This window comes from Nonomuraea sp. NEAU-A123 (assembly GCF_018603905.1).
Classification (GTDB): domain Bacteria; phylum Actinomycetota; class Actinomycetes; order Streptosporangiales; family Streptosporangiaceae; genus Nonomuraea.
The window spans coordinates 47,583-65,723 of record NZ_JAHFZZ010000028.1 but is presented as its reverse complement, the minus strand read 5'-3'; the positions used below and the strand labels follow the sequence as shown (position 1 = coordinate 65,723).

18 protein-coding genes are annotated in these 18,141 nt (G+C 70.7%); 6 read left to right on the top strand and 12 right to left on the bottom strand.

Annotation, left to right across the window (positions count from 1 at the left end; genetic code table 11):
* Positions 1-24: 24 nt before the first annotated feature.
* The 6 genes from KLK06_RS50520 to KLK06_RS50495 all read right to left on the bottom strand — a co-directional run bounded on the left by KLK06_RS50520 (position 25) and on the right by KLK06_RS50495 (position 5,236).
* Positions 25-1,320 carry a DUF2252 domain-containing protein gene (locus KLK06_RS50520; RefSeq protein WP_214643005.1) on the bottom strand — a complete coding sequence of 432 codons (1,296 nt, stop codon included), beginning with the start codon at positions 1,318-1,320 and terminating at the stop codon, positions 25-27.
* A gap of 75 nt (positions 1,321-1,395) precedes the next feature.
* Positions 1,396-2,367: a hypothetical protein gene (locus KLK06_RS50515; protein WP_214643004.1), complete on the bottom strand. Its 972-nt coding sequence runs from the start codon at positions 2,365-2,367 to the stop codon at positions 1,396-1,398.
* A complete protein-coding gene (locus tag KLK06_RS50510) occupies positions 2,364-2,750 on the bottom strand; it encodes a PadR family transcriptional regulator (RefSeq protein ID WP_308168813.1) in 387 nt (128 codons plus the stop codon). The genes KLK06_RS50515 and KLK06_RS50510 overlap by 4 nt, the downstream gene beginning before the upstream one ends.
* A gap of 32 nt (positions 2,751-2,782) precedes the next feature.
* Positions 2,783-3,556, bottom strand: coding sequence for an SDR family oxidoreductase (locus KLK06_RS50505; RefSeq protein ID WP_214643003.1), 774 nt, complete (start codon positions 3,554-3,556; stop codon positions 2,783-2,785).
* A 10-nt stretch (positions 3,557-3,566) separates the two neighbouring features.
* On the bottom strand, positions 3,567-4,682 hold the full coding sequence (locus tag KLK06_RS50500; RefSeq protein WP_214643002.1) for an acyl-CoA dehydrogenase family protein: 1,116 nt from the start codon (positions 4,680-4,682) through the stop codon (positions 3,567-3,569).
* 32 nt (positions 4,683-4,714) lie between these two features.
* On the bottom strand, positions 4,715-5,236 hold the full coding sequence (locus KLK06_RS50495; protein WP_250907327.1) for a flavin reductase family protein: 522 nt from the start codon (positions 5,234-5,236) through the stop codon (positions 4,715-4,717).
* Between the two features lie 249 nt (positions 5,237-5,485).
* Between KLK06_RS50495 and KLK06_RS50490 the strand changes: the two genes are divergently transcribed.
* From KLK06_RS50490 to KLK06_RS50470, 5 genes are all read left to right on the top strand, one after another.
* Positions 5,486-6,655, top strand: a complete 1,170-nt coding sequence (locus tag KLK06_RS50490) for an acetyl-CoA acetyltransferase (protein ID WP_214643000.1) — start codon at positions 5,486-5,488, stop codon at positions 6,653-6,655.
* Positions 6,656-6,658: 3 nt separating this feature from the next.
* On the top strand, positions 6,659-7,078 hold the full coding sequence (locus KLK06_RS50485; protein ID WP_214642999.1) for a Zn-ribbon domain-containing OB-fold protein: 420 nt from the start codon (positions 6,659-6,661) through the stop codon (positions 7,076-7,078).
* A 782-nt stretch (positions 7,079-7,860) separates the two neighbouring features.
* Positions 7,861-8,610 (top strand): GntR family transcriptional regulator, encoded by a 750-nt coding sequence (locus KLK06_RS50480; protein ID WP_214642998.1) that lies wholly within the window; start codon positions 7,861-7,863, stop codon positions 8,608-8,610.
* A gap of 198 nt (positions 8,611-8,808) precedes the next feature.
* Positions 8,809-9,411 carry a GNAT family N-acetyltransferase gene (locus KLK06_RS50475; RefSeq protein ID WP_214642997.1) on the top strand — a complete coding sequence of 201 codons (603 nt, stop codon included), beginning with the start codon at positions 8,809-8,811 and terminating at the stop codon, positions 9,409-9,411.
* Between the two features lie 122 nt (positions 9,412-9,533).
* Positions 9,534-10,214 (top strand): copper homeostasis protein CutC, encoded by a 681-nt coding sequence (locus KLK06_RS50470; RefSeq protein WP_214642996.1) that lies wholly within the window; start codon positions 9,534-9,536, stop codon positions 10,212-10,214.
* Between the two features lie 17 nt (positions 10,215-10,231).
* Here the strand turns inward: KLK06_RS50470 and KLK06_RS50465 are convergent, their stop codons facing one another.
* From KLK06_RS50465 to KLK06_RS50445, 5 genes are all read right to left on the bottom strand, one after another.
* Positions 10,232-11,383, bottom strand: a complete 1,152-nt coding sequence (locus KLK06_RS50465; RefSeq protein ID WP_214642995.1) for an aldolase — start codon at positions 11,381-11,383, stop codon at positions 10,232-10,234.
* A 16-nt stretch (positions 11,384-11,399) separates the two neighbouring features.
* The gene (locus tag KLK06_RS50460; RefSeq protein WP_308168811.1) at positions 11,400-12,701 is read right to left on the bottom strand and encodes an FAD-dependent oxidoreductase; all 1,302 of its coding nucleotides are present in this window, start codon (positions 12,699-12,701) and stop codon (positions 11,400-11,402) included.
* Positions 12,702-12,837: 136 nt separating this feature from the next.
* Positions 12,838-14,331: an AMP-binding protein gene (locus KLK06_RS50455; protein WP_214642994.1), complete on the bottom strand. Its 1,494-nt coding sequence runs from the start codon at positions 14,329-14,331 to the stop codon at positions 12,838-12,840.
* A gap of 50 nt (positions 14,332-14,381) precedes the next feature.
* On the bottom strand, positions 14,382-15,482 hold the full coding sequence (locus KLK06_RS50450; protein ID WP_214642993.1) for a hypothetical protein: 1,101 nt from the start codon (positions 15,480-15,482) through the stop codon (positions 14,382-14,384).
* On the bottom strand, positions 15,479-16,546 hold the full coding sequence (locus KLK06_RS50445) for an LLM class flavin-dependent oxidoreductase (RefSeq protein WP_214642992.1): 1,068 nt from the start codon (positions 16,544-16,546) through the stop codon (positions 15,479-15,481). The genes KLK06_RS50450 and KLK06_RS50445 overlap by 4 nt, the downstream gene beginning before the upstream one ends.
* A 151-nt stretch (positions 16,547-16,697) precedes the next feature.
* Between KLK06_RS50445 and KLK06_RS50440 the strand changes: the two genes are divergently transcribed.
* Positions 16,698-17,126: a hypothetical protein gene (locus tag KLK06_RS50440; protein ID WP_250907308.1), complete on the top strand. Its 429-nt coding sequence runs from the start codon at positions 16,698-16,700 to the stop codon at positions 17,124-17,126.
* Here the strand turns inward: KLK06_RS50440 and KLK06_RS62755 are convergent.
* Positions 17,112-18,086: an acyl-CoA dehydrogenase family protein gene (locus KLK06_RS62755; RefSeq protein WP_214642990.1), complete on the bottom strand. Its 975-nt coding sequence runs from the start codon at positions 18,084-18,086 to the stop codon at positions 17,112-17,114. The genes KLK06_RS50440 and KLK06_RS62755 overlap by 15 nt on opposite strands.
* Positions 18,087-18,141 lie beyond the last annotated feature (55 nt).

Genomic DNA, 18,141 nt, shown 5'->3' with positions numbered 1-18,141 from the left:
CTCCACGCCGCGGGGACCAGGCGGTCACACTCCCGGAAGGCGGCCGTTGCGGAAGAGGTCGACGAACCGTTGGTGGTCTTCCCGGGCCTGTGCCCCATAGCGGTGCGCAAAATCCACCAACATCCCGATAAATCCGGGCCTGTCGCCATTGACCATGCCCACGATTGACTCCTCCGTCGAGAAGTTCACCAGGTCGTGGCTGGACTCGTCGTCGGCCACCGAGTGCATGCGCGCCACGGCCCGCCCCAGATCGCGCATGATCGAGCGCAGCTCCGCCGGCTCGTTGACGTCGTCCCAATCCAGGTCGGCGGAGTACGGCGAGACCTCCGCCACCAACTGCCCCACCCCGTTCAGCGTCGTGTAGCCCAGCCACGGATCGGCGTACGCCTGCAACGCCCGCTGCGACTCCGCGGTCCGGTGCCCCTGGTGGTGGAAGTAACGCGCGACCTTCTCGTCGGGAATGTGCCGCGCCACCGCAGGCACCTGCGCCTGCTTCATGTAGAGGATGACGTCGTTCTCCAGCGCCTGCGAGCGCCCCTCCAGCAGCAGGTTGTACGACGGCAGCCCCGCGGACCCGATCCCCACGCCCTTGCGCAGCGCCACGTCCTTGATCACGTGCTCGACCGGGTTCGACTGCGTGGGCAGGGTCGTCAGGTAGTCCTCGAACGCGGCCAGCACGGCCTCCCGCGTCGCCGCGTCGACGGGCTCGCGCCCGTCCATGAACGCGAACCGCCGGTCGTAGTCGTCGATCACGGTCTCGACGTCCAGCATCGCCACCCGCGTGCTCAGCCGGGCCGTCTGCAGCACCCGGTGCAGCACGCCGCTGGTGGTGTCGATCGTGAGCGACCCGATCGCGTCGTCCCCGCCGCGCGCGATGCCGCTCAGTTCGTCCAGGTACGCGCTCCCGAAGTCGCCCACGAGCCCGCTGATCGCGTCGTCCGACAGGGCCTTGGCGTACCCGATCAGCGCCACGCTGGCGGCGAACCGCTTGAGATCCCAGACGTACGGCCCCACGTACGCCTCGTCGAAGTCGTTGACGTTGAAGACCAGCACCCCGGAGGCGTTCATGTAGGTGCCGAAGTTCTCGGCGTGCAGATCGCCGTGGATCCATACGCGGCTGGTTGGTTCGTCAAGGTATGACTGGTCCGCGAATCCTTCGGTGAGGTCCGCGTAGAACAGGCAGGCGCTGCCCCGGTAGAACGCAAAAGGGGAGGCCGCCATCTTCCGAAATTTCCGCCTGAACGCCGCGGGGTCTCGCTTGATCGACTCGCCGAACTCCGTCATGAGGACATCTAGCAGGTGGGAAGCGCGTGTGCCCATGTCTCGGACACTAAGTCTTCCCAGCTCGCCCGCCTACCCTGGTCTTTCCCTGTCAGGGTGGAGCCCCGCCGATCTTCAGACGGTCTCCCGCCTCTGTCGTACGGCCGGCAAACCGCGGAAGCCCGCGACCGCGAGAAGCACCACCATGACGACCAGCGCCCCGCACTGGCCCACGCTGGAGGCCCACAGCACTGCCGGTCCCGAGCTCAGGTAGCTGTTGTCGACCACCGACAGCCGCGACGGCAGCATCAGCGTCCCGAGCATCGCCAGCGCGAGCGGTACGTACGCGGGCACGCGGCGCGCGAGGCAGACGATCCCGGCCGCCACGAGCACCACCGTGGCCAGACCCATCAGGTCCACCCACGGCCACAACAGCGGCACCTTTCCCAACACGGGAAGCAGGGCGAGGATGACGGCCTTCAGCAGCAGCCCGGCGGCCGGCGGCAGGACGGTCGGTCGCCACGCTCGCCGCACCGGCGGGACGTCATCGTGGAAGCCGGCCAGTAGGCCCGCCAGCGGCACCACGACGTTCAGTGCCTGTTGCACCACGTCCAGAGGCACGAACAGGCTGCCCAAGTTCTGCCAGACGGCGAGCTCGGCCAGGGCGGCCGCGCCGGCCGCGAGCGCCACCGGCTTGGCCGTCCGGACGTGCCCGCGCATCAGCAGCACGAACGCCGTCGCCCAGAGGGCCGCCGCGAGCACACCCAGTGTCCGCGTCGTCGAGCTGGGCGCCGTGAAGGGGAGGGAGGCGAGGGTGTAGGCGCCGGCCGCCGCGTGGAAGGCGAGCCCCAGCGTCGCCACCAGCCTGACGGCCGCGCCCCAGGCGACGAACCGGGGCGTCGCGCCCGCTCCGCCGAGCCGTACGCGCGTCGAGAGGGCGAGCACACTGGCGATCTCGCCCCAGCTGGGCCGGGGGTTCTCCTCGTCGGGCACGTCGCCCGAGTACTCCAGGAACGCGGCCACCATCTCCTCCTCCCGCTCGGCCCGGTACGAACGGGGGAGCAGCCGCAGGACGGTGCGGTAGCGCTGTTCGAGCAACTCGTTCACCCGGCACCTCCGGCATCGGCGGCGGTCTCGCGGAGCAGGCGGGCGAAGGCGGGGCCGGGGCGCAGGCGGGCGGTCCGCTCCCTGAGCCGGGCGGTCGCCGCGCGGGCGTTGGCCGTCAGGCGGGCCGCCTCCTCCTCCAGGGCCCCGGCTCCGGAGTCCGTCAGCCGGTAGTAGCGGCGCAGCCGGCCCTGGGCCACCTCTTCCCGGTCGAGCGCCACCAGCCCTTCCCCGGCCAGCCGGTCCAGCACGCCGTACAGGGAGCCGATCTTGAGCTGCACCCGCCCGCCGGACAGCCGATCGACCTCCTGGACGATCCCGTAGCCGTGCCGCGGCTCGTCCACCAGCGCGGTGAGCGCGAGGAACATGGGCTCCGTTATATTCACCCTCGCACTATATCTTGTCACTCAGGATATAGTCACGGGTGCTGCGAGGAGACGGAGACGACCTCGCCGGTCATGTACGAGGAGTAGTCGCTGGCCAGGAAGACGATCACGTTGGCCACCTCCCACGGCTCCGCCGAGCGCCCGAACGCCTCCGCCGCCGCCAGCTCCGCCAGCAGCTCCTCGCTCGTCACCTTCGCCAGGAACGGGTGCACGGCCAGCGATGGCGCCACCGCGTTGACCCGCACGCCGTGCTCGGCGGCCTCCAGTGCGACGCACCTGGTCAGCGCCATCACCCCGGCCTTGGCCGCCGCGTAGTGCGACTGCCCCCGCTGTGCCCGCCAGCCGATCACGGAGGCGTTGTTCACGATCACCCCGGAGCCTTGCGCGATCATCTGCTTCAGCGCGGCCCTGGTGCAGCGCATGGTGCCGTTCAGGGTCACGTCGATGACGGTGTGCCACTGGTCGTCGGTCATCTCGGCCAGCGACGCCGTACCGCCGAGCCCGGCGTTGTTGACCACCACGTCCAGCCGGCCGTGCGCCTCCACCACCGCGTCGAACAGCGCCAGCACCTGGGCCTCCGACGTCACGTCGCACGGCACCGCCAGCGGCTTGACGCCGGTGAGCTCGGTCAGCGAGTCGGCCGCGGCGGACAGGCGGCGCTCATGCCGGTCCGAGATGACGATCGTGGCGCCCTCCTCGGCGCAGCGCTTGGCCGTCGCGTACCCGATCCCGGCCCCCGCCGCGGCCGTGACCAGCGTGACCTTGCCGTCGAGCAGCCCGTGCGCGCTCGGATAAGGGGGTGCCATCGTGCTCCAATCAGCGGGGAAGTCCCAGGGTGCGCTCGGCGATGATGTTCCGCTGGATTTCGCTCGAACCCGCATAGATCGTGTCCGCCCGGCTGAACAGATACAGCCGCTGAAGGTCGTTGAGCTCACCGTCGCGGGCGACAAGTCCGGACTTGTGCTGTACGGCCTGCGCCAGCTCGCCCAGCCGGCGATGCCACTCCGACCAGTACAGCTTGGCGATCGACGCCACCGGCCCCGGATCGGCCCGCAGCGCGTTGAGCCGCATGATCTCCAGCTCCAGCCACGAGCGCACCAGCCGGTCGCGCAGCACCGGATCGTCGGCCGCGCCCGTGCGCCGGGCGACCTCGATCACCCGGGCCAGCTCCCGCCGGAACCCGATCTGCTGCCCCAGCGTGGAGACGCCCCGCTCGTAGCCGAGCGTGGCCATCGCGACGCGCCATCCGTCGCCGGGCGCGCCGAGCACGTGCCCGGCCGCGGTCCTGGCCCCGTCGAAGAACACCTCGTTGAACTCGGACGTCCCCGTCATCTGCACGATCGGCCGCACCTCGACGCCGGGCTGGTCCATGGGCACGAGCAGGTACGACAGCCCACGGTGCCGCTGGGAGCCCGCTTCCGTACGGCAGAGGGCGAAGCACCAGTCGGACACGTGGGCCAGCGACGTCCAGACCTTCTGCCCGGTGATGACCCATTCGTCGCCTGACAGGTACGCCTTCGTCTGGACGTTGGCCAGATCGGAGCCCGCCTCCGGCTCGGAGTAGCCCTGGCACCACAGCTCGTCGCCGCGCTGGATCGGCGGCAGGAACCGGGCCTTCTGCGCCTCGGTGCCGAACTCCAGGATTGTCGGCCCGATCAGTCCCTCACCGATGAGGCCCACGCGGGCGGGGGCGTCCGCCAGGGCGTACTCCTCGTGGAAGGCCACCTGGTCGGCGAGCGAGGCGTCGCGGCCGCCGTACTCGACGGGCCAGCCGAGGCAGGTCCAGCCCGCCTTGCCGAGGTGGCGCTCCCAGGCCAGCCGTACCTCGTGGCCCTCGTGCTCGCGCCCGGGACCGCCCAGGCCGCGGGCGTGCGCGAAGTCTCCGGTGAGGTTCTCGGCCAGCCAGGCACGCGCCTCCTCACGCAGGCTCAACGGAGGCCTCCTGAGAGACGGACTCGACGAGATCAGCCGGGCTCAACGAAGCCGCCGTAGCCGCCGCGGAAGAACAGCAGCGGGCCGCCGTCCGCGTGCGTGTCGAGCTGGAGCACCCGGGCCACCACGATCATGTGATCGCCCGCCATGTGCTCGGCCTCGATCGCGCAGTCGATCCAGGCCAAGGCGCCTTCGATCACCGGGTTGCCGCCGGGCGAACCGGTCCACCGCAGCCCGGCGAACTTGTCGCCGCCCCTGCTCGCGAGCTGGGCGCAGACGTGCTGCTGGTGCTCGGCGAGCACGTTCACCGTGATGACCTTGGCGCCGCGCACCTTGGGCCAGCTCGTGCTGGTGTGCGCCACGCAGAAGGCCACCAGCGGCGGGTCGAGCGACACCGAGGTGAAGGAGTTGGCCGCCAGACCGCACGGCTCGCGGTTCAGCGGGTCGAGCGCGGTGATCGCCACCACACCGGTGGCGAACCTGCCCAGCACCGACCTGAACCTCCGGCTGTCGAGCTGGCCGTTGCCGCTCTCGTGGGACTGGCCGTTCGGCATCGAGGCTCCGTTGAGAGTCCTGCGCTGGTACGGCGCCGGGGGGCCGCCACAGCCGTCCGGCGTGATCAGCCGGGCAGCGTGTGTGCTCATGGTCTCCTCCTCATCGCCGCTTGCATCGTATCTTACCAAGCGCTTGCTTGGACGGTAGGCGTGCGGCGGAAAAGGTGTCAAGCGAAATGCGGCGCAGGTTGGCATACCAGGCAGACCTCCCCGTTGACATACGTGGACGGTCGGGCCTAGCGTTTCAGGATGGCCAAGCGCTTGCTTGAGTTCCGGGACCGTACGGCCGTGGTGGGGGTCGGTTACACGCCCTTCACCAAGGACTCGGGGGTCAGCACGCTCACGCTGGCCTGTCGCGCGATCATGGCCGCCCTCGACGACGCCGGCCTCGGCCCCGGCGACGTCGAGGGCCTGGCCACCCATCGCGTGGGCGACTCGGCGGCGCCGTCCCTGGTGGGGCCCGCGCTCGGCATGGCCGATCCGACCTGGTATCTCGACCAGTTCGGCGGCGGCAGCGTCTCGCACGCGGTCGTGGCGCAGGCGGCGCTGGCCGTGGCGGCCGGCGTGGCCGAGACCGTCGTCTGTTACCGCGCCATCAATGCCCGGTCGGAGTTCCGCATGGGCGGCACCGGGCGGCGCCTTCCGGTGAGCCCCGAGGTGCAGTATCAAGCGCCATATGGCTATTTCGCGCCACCACAGCAATATGCGATGTACGCAAATGCCCATATGCAGAAATACGGCACTAAAGCGGAGCATTTCGGGCGGCTGGCCGTCACTCAGCGGGCGAATGCCGTCAAGAATCCGCGCGCTCTCATGCGCACCCCGATAACCCTCGACGACTACCTGGCCAGCAGGTGGATCGCCGAGCCGTTCCGCCTGCTGGACTGCTGTCTGGAGACCGACGGCGCGTGCGCCCTGGTCGTCACGACCGCCGAGCGCGCCCGCTCGCTGCGCCGCCCGCCGGTGCTGATCTCCGGCGCGGCCTGGGGTGGCGGCGACTCGCACCTGTCCGGCGGCCGGGCCGACCCCACCACCACGGCCGCCGCCGCGCTGGCCCCGCGCCTGTACGCCCAGGCCGGACTCGGCCCGGCCGACATCGACGTGGCGGAGCTGTACGACTGCTTCACCTACTCGGTGATTGTCCAGTTGGAGGACTACGGCTTCTGCGCCAAGGGCGAGGGCGGCCCGTACGTCGCTTCCGGCGCGACAGCCCTCGACGGAGCGCTCCCGGTCAACACGCACGGCGGCTTCCTGTCGGAGGGCTACGTCCACGGCATCAACCACATAGCCGAGGCCGTCTCCCAGCTACGCGGGGACGCGGGTGACCGGCAGGTCGCCGGCGCCGAGGTGGCTCTGTCGACCGCCCAGCCCGGCTACATCCTGCCCGCCACCTCGGCCCTCCTGCTCAGAAAGGGCTGACCCATGCCTGACCGGTACGGCAGGCCGCCCCGAGGCGTGCGGCCGACCCCTGATCGGGACTCCAAGGACTGGTGGGACCGGCTCGCCGGCCACGAGTTCACGGTCCAGCGCTGTGACACCTGTCACACCGACCGCTTCCCGGCCAGGGCCTTCTGCCCGGCCTGCCGTACCGAGAGGTGGCATTGGGAGGCGGTCTCGCCGGAGGGCACGGTGGAGAGCTGGATCGTCAACCGCCGGCCGTTCATGCCCGGCTCGACCGAGCCGTACGTCGTGGTGCTGGTGAGGCTCGCCGCCGTGCCCGGCTGCCTGATTCACGGCGGGTGGGACGGCGATCTCGAGCCCGAGTACGGTCAGGCGGTCCAGGGGGTGTACGCGGACATGGGCGATGACCTGGCACTGCTCAATTGGCGGCCAGCTGAGTAGCACGCATCCCCGGGAAATCCTTCGCGGCGCCACCAAGTCGGGAACGATAGGTACCAATGGGCCTGAAAGCCAATGCCGGTTTCGCGGTCTCGTCACCGCGGCCGGCCACGCACGCCGGGCGCCCGCCTCCGGGGCGGGGCACGCTCGGGGTCGGCGTATGGCCCGGGCCTGGCTAGGCGCGAAAAATGGCGGTAAAAGGCGCGAAGCGCCGCAAATGTTTGAGATAAAGGAGGAATGCGCGCCCTGGCGGGCGTGGGGGACCCGCCAGGACGCGCTTCCTGCCCCGTGTGCGGCGACACCAGGACTCCGGCGAGGGATGGAGTCCTAGGCCGAGTGTTCGCGCACGGAGTTCGTGGGGGAGCGACCCTCTTTCGAGGACTCCGGATGTTGGTAGTGGTCGACGATGCGTTGGGCCGCACCGACGGGGTCATCGATGGGATGTGAGACGGTGGCGCCCTCCTCATTCCAGATGAAGGAACCGTCCTTGCTCCACACAGTCAACTCAGTCAACACGGACATGCCGTTCCCATTGCTCTGGTAGGTGTGGCAGTGGCTCTGGTGACGCAACGCGTACCGCAGTAAACGTGCTGCTTCACGAGGGTCTTGCCAGGGCAGGTATGGCGTACCCGCGTGGACCGGTAACACCGGCCCTCACCCCCTCACCGACCTTTCGATGGATTTGTACCAACGAATGGATGATGCGGCTGGCAATGGCCATCGGTCAAGGGGTTGTGGCCTGTTAGAACCAGATCGTCTAAATTGTTGGAACAAAAGGGGTGAAAGTGGCAAGGTCGGTCCTGTACCAGCTGGTGGCCTCGGAGCTGAGGAGAGCCATCTACTCCGGTGTACTCGGCCCCGGGGCGCAGCTGCCGACCGAGGCGCAGCTCATGGAAGACCATGGGGTGAGTCGCAACACTGTCCGACTCGCCCTTGGGGAGCTGGTCAACGAAGGGTTGGTCACGCGAACCCCGCGGCGTGGCACGGTCGTCCGGGACCGTAGGCCGCTGCTGATCTATCCGCAGCGCGAGCTGGAGCCGCAACCGTCCGGCGAACTACGCGAGGCTTTCGCCTTCGCCGTGACGCAGGAAGGTCGTGCGCCCAGCCAGTACATAGAGGTCTTGACCGTCTCTCCGGTCGAGGAGATCGCCAGCCGGCTCGAGCTGGCCGAAGGGGAACTGGCCGTCGTCCGGCGGCGCCTGCGGTTCGTCGACGGCCAGCCGTACAACACCAATGATTCCTATTTTCCACGTGACCTGGTCGCCAGCACGGAGATCGCCCGGCCGGGCGATATTCCGCGGGGGGCGAACCGGGTGCTGGAGGAGCTCGGACACGAGCAGGTGCGGGTGGTGGACGACATCTGGGCGCGTATGCCCAACCAGGAAGAAGCCGAGCGTCTCCAGTTGGAGCTCGGCACACCGGTCATGGTTTACGTCCGGGTTGGTTACGACAACGGCGACATGCCAGTGCGTGTCGCGGTGTCGGTGCTCCCCGCCGACAAGCACTTGATCAGATACGAGCTCGACAGCCGCTGAGCGAGCTCGGTTGGGGGTGATCCCACCGGCCGCCTAAGACGAGCCTCCCGCCTCGCTGGGCAAAGGGAGTCCTGCGCACTCCCTTGATGCGCGATTTCTCGATAGATGTCGCCTCAAACCCCCCGTGCGAGCCAGCGCGCGCTCCTGTGATCACGTTCTGTGTTCGCATGGACACCCGATGTTATGAAGGGCTGAACCGTGCATTCGAACACCCTGCTCCATCCGCTCGCTCTCCGCCGCGCCGACGCCGCCGATCTCCCGGGCGTCCTGACCCTCCTCGCCGACACGTCCGAATGGCTGCACTCCCGGGGAGTGCGGCAGTGGCCCCGGGGAGGCTTCGGGCCCGAGCGGATCGAGCCACTCATCGCCGAGCGGGTGCTCTACCTCGTGGACGACGAGCTCCGGTACCTCGAGCTGGATGACGAGGCCCCGCCCGTCGCCACGATCGCCATCGACGACCACGCCGACCCGGAGTTCTGGCGCCTGGCCGACGACCCGGGCGCCGCGCTGTACGTGCACAAGCTCGCCGTCGCCCGGCCCTGGTCGGGCTTCGGCCTCGGGGACGCCCTGCTGGACTGGGCGGGCTCCATGGCGCACGCCTCCGGGTCGCGGTTGCTCCGGCTCGACTGCGCCAAGAACAACCCGCAGTTGCAGGACTACTACCGGCGGCGCGGCTTCCGGCACCTGCGTACGGTCGATCTGCCGCACCGCTCCTCGGGCGCCCTCTTCGAGCGGCCCGCGGAGGAGGCCGCGACGACGGCGTTCCGCGATCTCACGGTCGCCGAGTTGATCGGCGTCTGAGCACCTGATCGGCACCTGCCGGTACGACTGTGCCCTGCTTCCCCCAGTGGGGCACGGCCGGTGGGGATTTTTATCCCCCTTCACCCACGGAAATGGGCAGAGCACCATATAACCTCTCCAGCATGACCGGATCCCTCCTAGAGGTGATCGCGCTGAACGTGCGCGACGCCGTGGCCGCTGAGCAGGGCGGAGCCGACCGTCTGGAGGTCGTCGCCGACATGGGTGCCGACGGGCTGACCCCTGCGCCGGAGACGGTCGCCGCGATCGCCGCGGAGTGCCCGCTGCCCCAGATGGTGATGCTGCGCTGCGATGCGAGCTTCACCGCCGGCCCCGAGGTGCTCGACCGGCTCCGCCTCGACGTCAAGGCGCTGGCGCAGGCGGGTGCGGCGGGATTCGTGTTCGGCTTCCTCGACGACGCGGGCGCCGTCGACCTGGTGGCCACCGAGGCGCTGATCCACGCGGCGTCGCCGCTGCCGTGGACCTTCCACCGGGCCGTCGACCACGCGGCCGACGTCCAGGCGTCGTGGCGGGCGGTACGGCTGCTGCCCAACCTGGCCACGGTGCTCACGGCGGGCTCGCCCGCCGGGGTGCGCTCCGGGCTGCCGGTGCTCAAGAGCCGGGCCGACGCGGGCGACGGCTCCATCATCCTGGCGGGCGGCGGGCTCAAGCCCGCCTACGTGCCGTCGCTGCTGGACTACGGCATCCGCGCGTTCCACGTGGGCTCGGCCGTACGGGAGAACTGGTCCATGCCGGTCGACCAGCGCCGCGTCCGCCAGTGGCGCACCCTCGTCGACCGCGACTGACCCCAGCACAACTGCCCTCAGTCTGGGAGCGTGAGCGCTGCGTCGGCGCGGCGGAGCGCGGCGGCGAGCGTCTTGATCGTGGCGGGCTCGTCCATGACGCCGCCCCCGGCCGCGCGCCGCTCCTCCCAGGCCCGCACCCGGTCCCGGTAGGAGTCGTAGCGCGCCAGATAGAAGGCGTAAACCGTGGCGAACCGGCTCACCAGGTGTGAGGGATGCATGTCCCAGCCCTGGTAGAACCCATGCCCCAGCGAGTGCCTGACGAGCTCGGCATGCCGCCGCCACAGCGCGTGCACGTCCTCGGCCGACCCGGAGGCGGGGGCGGCGGCCAGCGACCCGTCGGAGAGCTCGACCCCGGTGCCCGCGAACGCCGTCTGCATCACGTGCCGCGCGTGGTCGCAGGCCGGATGGTCGAGCCGCTGCTCGTGCGGCGGCAGCCCGAGCGCCGCCGTGTAGTCGAACACCCCGAAGTGCGCGCCCGCCAGCCGCCCCCCGAACGACTCGGCCAGCTCTCCGCGCAGGAACAGCACGGTCTGCGGCGCCTCGACCTGGATCTCGAACCGCAGCTCGACGTCCAGCTCCCTCTCGAGCCGCTCCAGGAAGCCGCAGAACTGCCCCAGGTACGCCTCCATGAGGACCTTCGGGAAGGTGACCACGAACCCGGTGGGCAACTCGCCCACCCGTTCGACGACCCCGGTGACGAACCCGTCGAGCGTCCGCACCGACCGCCCGGGATCCCCGTCGGCGAACGACTTGACCCGCAGCCCCCACCGCCGCGGCAGCCCTCCGGCGGCCCGCATCACGGCCACGGCCTCGACGGCCTGATCGACGTGGCCGTCCTCATCGCCGGGCCGCCCGCCGTACCCGTCCTCGAAGTCGATCCGCAGGTCCTCGACCGGCTCGTGGGCGAGCTTTCGCAGCACTCTTTCGTGTACGTCCCGCGCGAGCGCGTCGGGCAGCCCGAACACGGCGGCCAGCTCATCGGGGCCGCTCAGGTGCTCCTTGACCAGGTCCAGCGCCTGCGCGCGCCATCCCACGACCGTGCTCGGCGACAGCCGGTCGGCGGGGACGTAGACGGTGTGCACCGGCTGCCAGCCCGGCTCGGCGGCCGGATAGCGGGCCCGCTGGACCCGGTGGGCTTCCTCGAATCCGGGAAGGGAGTGGTCTCTCACTGTGACGCGTCCGCTCTCAGGGCCGGCAGGCCCGCAGCATGGCCTCCAGGCCGGCGAGCTTGACGCGTTCGCCCCGGCCCAGCGACTTGGCCAGCGCGCCCTCCGCCGCCTCGATGGCCAGCCATTCGTCGTATGTCACCGGCCGTACACCCCGTTCGGTCAGCAGCGCGTCGATGGGCGCCGACTGTATCCGATCCTGGCCCGTCAGGTCGGACAGCAGCGTGCGGACCGTCTCCGCCGCGTCCGACTTGTTGGTGCCGATCACGCCGGTGGGGCCGCGCTTGAGCCAGCCCGCCACGTACTCGCGGTCGTGGACCCGTCCGGCCTCGTTGGGCACGGTCATCGACCGTTCGTCGAACGGCACCCCCGGCAGCGGGACGCTCTGGTAGCCGACCGAGCGCAGCACCATGCCCACCGGAAGCGTCTCGAACTCGCCCGTGCCCACCACCCGGCCCTCCTCGGACAGCCGGGTGCGTTCGAGCCGCAGCCCCTCCACCCGGTCCGTGCCGAGGATCTCCACCGGGCGCAGCCAGAAGCGCACGTCGAGGCGGCGCGGGCGGCCGACGGGGGCGCGGGTCGCCCAGGACTGCAGAACGTCGATGTTGCCGCGGATCTGCCGAGGGAAGTCGCCGCCCAGGACGACGGCCTCGTCGTCGCGGACGCAGACGTCGGCGTTCGCCAGCTCGCCGAGCTCCCGCAGCTCCTTCAGCGTGAACTTGGCGTGCTCCGGGCCACGGCGGCCGATCATGTGGATCGCCTTGACCTGGCTGGCGCCCAGACGTTCGAGCACGTCGTGCGGCACGTCCGTGGAGCTGAGCTCGTCGGCGGTCTTGGCCAGCACGCGTACGACGTCGACGGCCACGTTCCCGACGCCGATGACCGCGACCTCGGGGCTGTCGAGGGTGAACATGGAGGCGGAGACGTCGGGATGGCCGCAGTACCAGTTGACGAAGTCGGTGGCGGCCACGCTGCCCGGCAGGTCCTCGCCCGGGATGCCGAGCTTCCTGTCGACCATCGCGCCCGTGGCGTAGACGACCGCGTCGTAGCAGCTCAGCAGGTCCTCGACCGACAGGTGCGCGCCGAGCGTGACGCCGCCGAGGAAGCGGACCTCGGGGAGCTCGAGCACCCGGCGGAGGTAGTTGGCGATCGACTTGATCGACGTGTGATCGGGCGCGACGCCGTATCTGACGAGCCCGTACGGCGTGGGCAGCCGCTCGATGACGTCGACCCGCACGTCCTCCTGCGCCTGTTTGACCAGGGCCTCGGCCGTGTAGATACCGGCAGGGCCCGACCCGATGACCGCCACGCGCAACGTCACGCTGCCTCCTCTATGTGGGCGATTCTGTTACACGGGCTTGCGTCCCACCAGATTCAACCAGGCACTGTGATCGATGTATCCCCGATCGCCGGTACGAATGAACCCATCTTTCGCGAATGGGGTGGCCCTCGGCGTTTCACGACCCGGACGCGCGGGCGCGGAGGACCATCTTGTCGATCTTGCCGTTGGCGTTGGCGGGCAGCGCCTCGACCACGATGATCCGCTTCGGCACCTTGTAGTTGGACATGTTGTCCTTCGCCCAGCCGAGCAGCGTGCCCGGATCGACCGTCATACCCGCTCTGGGCACCACGTACGCCCAGCCCGCCTCGCCCGTGGTCGGGTCGGGCACGCCGATCACGGCCGCCTGCGCCAGCGAGCCCTCACGCAGCAGCAGCGACTCCACCTCGGCGGGCGAGACGTTGAAGCCGTTGACGATGTAGAGCTCCTTCTTGCGGTCCACGATGGCGAGATTGCCCGCCGGATCGAGCACGCCGATGTCGCCCGTGTGCAGCCAGCCGTCCGGATCGACGACCTCGGCGGTCTTGCCGGGCTCCTCCCAATAGCCGCGCATGACCCCGTACCCGCGCTGCAGGATCTCGCCCCGCTCCCCGGCGGCGACCTCCTTGCCCTCGTCGTCGACGATCCGCACCTCGATCCCCGGCACCGCCCGGCCGGTGGTCGCGGCGATCACCTCGATCGGGTCGCCGGCCCTGGTCATGGAGACGACGGTGCCCTCCATCAGGCCGTACGCGTTGATCATCCGTTCCAGCCCGACCCGTTCGACCAGCCGGGTGATCAGCGCGGCGGGCACGGCGGCGGCGCCGCAGATGGCCACGCGCAGCGACGAGACGTCCCAGTCGGCGCGGTCCAGCTCGTCGAGCAGCCGGTGGAACAGCGTCGGCGGGCCCGCCAGGATGCTCACCCGGCCATCCGAGATCAGCGACATCAGGGCGTCGGGGGTGAAGATCCTGATCGGCATCATGGTCGCCCGCCGGAGCACGCAGGCGATCAGCCCGGCGTTGAGCCCGAAACCGTGGCTGAACGGGGCGATCACCGGATAGCGGTCGTTCTCGTCCAGGGTGACGATCTCGGACCAGTCCCAGTAGCCGCGCAGGACCTGGGCGTGGTCCAGCATCACGCCCTTGGGGGTGCCGGTGGTGCCGGAGGTGGACATGATCTCGCACAGATCGTCTGGACGTACGGCCAGCGCCCGCTCCTCGACGGCCTGATCGATGCCCGCGGGCTCCGTGAGGAGGCGCGCGCCCAGCACGTGACGCGGGCCGGTGCCCGGCGGCAGGAGGTCGGCGAGTACGACGCCGGGTGGGCCCTCGCCCGTGACCAGGACCTCGGCGCCGGTCTTCGCGATCATCGCCGCCGCCTCCAGGCCCTTGGCGCGCGAGGAGAGCGGCACGATCACCGCACCGGCGTCCCAGATGCCGAAGGCGTGCGTCACCCAGTACGGGTCGTTGACGCCCCACATGGCCACCCGGTCACCCGGCCGGACACCGAGCTCGATGAGCCCGTGTGCCACGCGGGCGGCTCCGGCGCGGAGCTCCGCCATGGTCACGCGCGTGCCGCCGTCGACGATCACGACCGCGTCCGGGTGGCGGTCCGCCTGGTCGCGAAGCATGCGGGGGAGCGTCCCCCAGTCCGGCATCGGTCCCATCGGTGCGCCCCCGGCTACACGATCAGCGCCCGGTCGCGGCCCAGGTGGTGGCCGCGCAGGTCGGTCAGCACGCCGGGGCCCGGCGCCTCGGCGATGTCCGGTGCGATCTCCACGCCGATCGAGATCGGGGTCAGCCCCTGGATCGCCTGCTGGATCCGCCCCCGCCACATCGGGTTGCGTACCAGGCTCTCCCTGCTGAACGTGACCGTGAGCACCGCGGCGTCGAGCGTGCCCGGCCGGCTGATCGACAGCTCCCATCGGGACACGCCGTCGATCTTGGCCAGGGCCTTGTCGATCCGCGGCAGCGACAGCCACACGCCCCGGACCAGCACGTACTCGCCGACCGTGTGCGCGGGAGCGGGCAATCCGGGCTCACCGGCTCGCGCGTCGCCGGACGCGGGCGAGTCGGCGCGCACCACCTGGCCGGTACGCAGGACGGCGTCGCCGAGCGCCGAGTGACCGTGAGGGGTGATCACCAACTCGGCCACCCCGGACGGCTCCGAGTGCCGCAGCACGTCCTTGGTCAGCGAGGCCAGGTGCAGCACGCCGTCCGCCAGCGGAGTGAGCGGGTCGTTCTCCGCAGCCCGCCAGGCCAGGGCGCCGCCGCTGAAGGGGTTGGCGTACACCTCGGTCACGTGGGCGTCGAACTCGCCCGCCAGGTGGCGGAGCGTCCGCTTGGAGGCGATCTCCCCGGTCAGGACGATGTGCCGCAGCCCCAGCTCAAGCGGGTCGAGGAGGAACTCCAGGTGCAGCCTGGCCAGCAGGTCCATCGCGCCCGTCGGGGTGGCGACCAGCGTGGTGGCTCCCAGGGCGGACAGCGCGTGGATCAGCCGCATGCGGCCGCGCGGCCCCACGGAGGCCGCCGCCGACGCCACGTCCGCCGCCGCGGCGGCCCAGAGGGCGCCCATCGGTTCGGCCAGCGCCACCACGACCCGGTCGCGCCCGTCCACGCCCACCGCCCGCAGCGCGGCCCCGGTCAGCCCCTCCGCCTCCGCACGGTCGCCGGACCCCAGCGGGAAGGCGCTGGAGGCGTCGGGAGCGACCAGCAGCAGCCCCGTCGCGGACCGCGCGCCCGCCCGGAGATCGTCCCGCGTCAGCCACCGCGCGGCGGTCACTTGGCCACCTCGGTCATGAACAGCGTCATCGCCTCGCACACCCGGTCGTGCGCCAGCCCGCCCACCTGCGCCTGGATGATCAGGTCCGTCGCCCCGGCCTCCGCGATCCTGGCCAGGGCCTTGCGCGAGCCCGCCACGTCGTCCACCACGACCATCAGGTGCTCCCGCAGCGTCGCCATCGCCTCCTCGGGCGGCATCCCGGCCGCGAGCTGGCCGAGAACCCGATGGGTGGCGTGCCGCGCGTCGTAGTAGTCCGGTGGGGTGACGAGGTTGACCTGGCGGCGGATGTACCACAGGACGGCGTCGGCGGCCGTCTCGTTGGCCTCGTCGCGGGTGGGCGCGACGAACCAGGGGATCATCAGCGCGACCCGGCGCGAGGCGGGGTCGAACCCGGCCGCGGCCAGGCGTTCGCGGTACTGGGCGATGTCGGCGGCCACGTCGTCGATGCCCTTGACCATCGTCATGCCGAGCAGGTTGTAGCCGTGGTCGGCCGCCGCCAGGTAGCCCTCCAGCGATGTCGAGGCCACCCAGACCGGCGGGTGCGGCTGCTGCACCGGGCGCGGGTAGACCGCCACGTCCGGGATCTCGAAGAACTCGTTCGACCGGCTGACCGGCTCCCCGTCGGCCCGCCAGATGGCCAGTGTCGCCTCCAGCGAGTCCTCCCAGATCTGCCGCGACTTCTCGAACGGCCGCTGGAACGCCTGGTACTCCAGGGGCGAGGCCCCTCGCCCGGTGCCGAACTCCACCCGCCCGCCGCTCAGCACGTCAAGGGTGGCGACCCGCTCCGCCGTACGGATAGGCGACTGGAACGGCAGCAGCACCACGCCCAGCCCGAGATGGATCCGCTCGGTCCGCTGGGAGATCGCGGCCAGCACCAGATCGGGTGCGGAGGAGTGGGAGAACCCTCGGGTGAAGTGGTGTTCGACGAACCAGGCGGTGTCGAAGCCGAGCCGGTCGCCGAGCACGACCTGGTCGATCACGTTCTGGAACGCCTGTTGTTCGACCTCGCGGGAGCGCCCGCGGACCTCCAGCTCGTACCCCAGGCTGATCCGTAGGGACGTCATCGCGCCTCCGGCGAAAGTAGTAAACCAAGCGCTCGCTTGGTAGAGACTACCAGCACCAAAGACTTGCGGGAAGGGCGCGTTCGCGATCAGAGTGATGCACGTGAGGCGAAAGCACGCGCTAAGGCGGCCGAAAGATGGCACGCTCCCCGATATGCGGGCCGATGACTTCTCGCTCACGAGCGGGCGCGGTTTCGAGGCGTTCGGCCGGGTGATGGCCGCCCTCGCGACCGAGGCCGAGTTCATCGAGTCGTGCCGGGACCTGACCTGGTGGCGCGGCTCCGACCACAGCTGGCACATCGAATGGCGCGACGGCCCGTACGCCTCCGAGGTGGCGGCGCTGCTGGCCGAGCAGGTGCGCAATCCCGCCTACGAGGACGAGCTCGGCAGGCCCGCCGGGCCGGGCGACAGCCGGTCGGCGGTGCTCGACGTGATGGGCGTCCGCTTCGAGCTGCGGGCCATCGATCCGCTGGGCCGCGAGCGCGTACGCGACAAGCCGGGCTTCTGGCGGCTGGCCGAGGCGCTCGACACCACCCGCAGCACGAACGCCCCGCGCCCCTGGGAAACGCTACTGGGCGGTTGACCCGCCGGCGGGGCCCTGGAAGACGTAGGCGGCCAGCCGTTCGCGGTGCGCCTGTGGCGGGCAGAAGAGCTGCGCGTCGGAGGTGGCCCGCTTGAGGTAGCGGTGCGCCGGATGTTCCCAGGTCACGCCGATCCCGCCGTGGACCTGGATGTTCTCGCCCGCCGCCGTGAGATACGCCTCGGTGCAGTACGACCCGGCGATCGCCGCGAAGGACTCGGACTCGGCCGCCGCCCACGCCGCCGACCTGGCCGACTCGACGAGCAGCAGCAGGTCGGCCAGCTTGTGCTTGATGGCCTGGAAAGAGCCGATCGGCCGGCCGAACTGGTGGCGCAGCTTCGCGTGCTCGACGGCCATCTCCAGGCAGCGTTCGGCCCCGCCCACCTGCTCGGCCGCCAGCGCCGCGATGCCGAGGTCGCGCACCCGGCTCCACGCCGCGCCGTCGCCCGCCGGCCGTACCTGGACGTGGTCGAAGGACAGCTCGGCCAGCGGCCGGCTCTCGTCCATGGTCGGGTGCGCCACACGCCGCGTGGGCACGGCCTCGACCAGGAGGCCGTCCGCGTAGGCGAGCACCACGTCGCCCTCCAGCGCGTACGGGACGACGCCCGTGAGCAGGCCGTCCCGGAGGGTCAGGTCGCCGTCGCCCGGCAGGACGACGGTCGCCGTCGCCGAGCCGTCGGCCAGCGCGGGCAGCAGCCGGGCCATCGCCGCCTCGTCGCCGCCCGCCTTGAGGGCCTCGACGGCCAGGACGGCGCTCTGCAGGAAGGGATAGGGGGACAGGGTCCTGCCCAGCTCTCCGGCCACGACCGCGGTTTCGGCCGGGCCGCAGCCCGCTCCGCCGTACTCCTCGGGAATGGCGAGCCCGGCGGTGCCGAGGTCGCGCGCGAACGCCGGCCAGGGCGCGGCGGGGCGGTCGGCGAGATAGGCGCGGACGACGGCGCGCAGCTCGTCTGTGACGGTCACCCGGCAAGTGTAACCAAGCGATTGCTTGATTGTATAAGGTTGTCCGAAATTTGCC

Coding starts and splice junctions, on each gene's coding strand:
- KLK06_RS50520 (WP_214643005.1), bottom strand. CDS start 1,320: ATGGGCACACGCGCTTCCCACCTGCTAGATGTCCTCATGACGGAGTTC.
- KLK06_RS50455 (WP_214642994.1), bottom strand. CDS start 14,331: ATGCTTCGCGACCAGGCGGACCGCCACCCGGACGCGGTCGTGATCGTC.
- KLK06_RS50495 (WP_250907327.1), bottom strand. CDS start 5,236: ATGCCGAACGGCCAGTCCCACGAGAGCGGCAACGGCCAGCTCGACAGC.
- KLK06_RS50485 (WP_214642999.1), top strand. CDS start 6,659: ATGCCTGACCGGTACGGCAGGCCGCCCCGAGGCGTGCGGCCGACCCCT.
- KLK06_RS50440 (WP_250907308.1), top strand. CDS start 16,698: ATGCGGGCCGATGACTTCTCGCTCACGAGCGGGCGCGGTTTCGAGGCG.
- KLK06_RS50470 (WP_214642996.1), top strand. CDS start 9,534: ATGACCGGATCCCTCCTAGAGGTGATCGCGCTGAACGTGCGCGACGCC.
- KLK06_RS50445 (WP_214642992.1), bottom strand. CDS start 16,546: ATGACGTCCCTACGGATCAGCCTGGGGTACGAGCTGGAGGTCCGCGGG.
- KLK06_RS50490 (WP_214643000.1), top strand. CDS start 5,486: ATGGCCAAGCGCTTGCTTGAGTTCCGGGACCGTACGGCCGTGGTGGGG.
- KLK06_RS50505 (WP_214643003.1), bottom strand. CDS start 3,556: ATGGCACCCCCTTATCCGAGCGCGCACGGGCTGCTCGACGGCAAGGTC.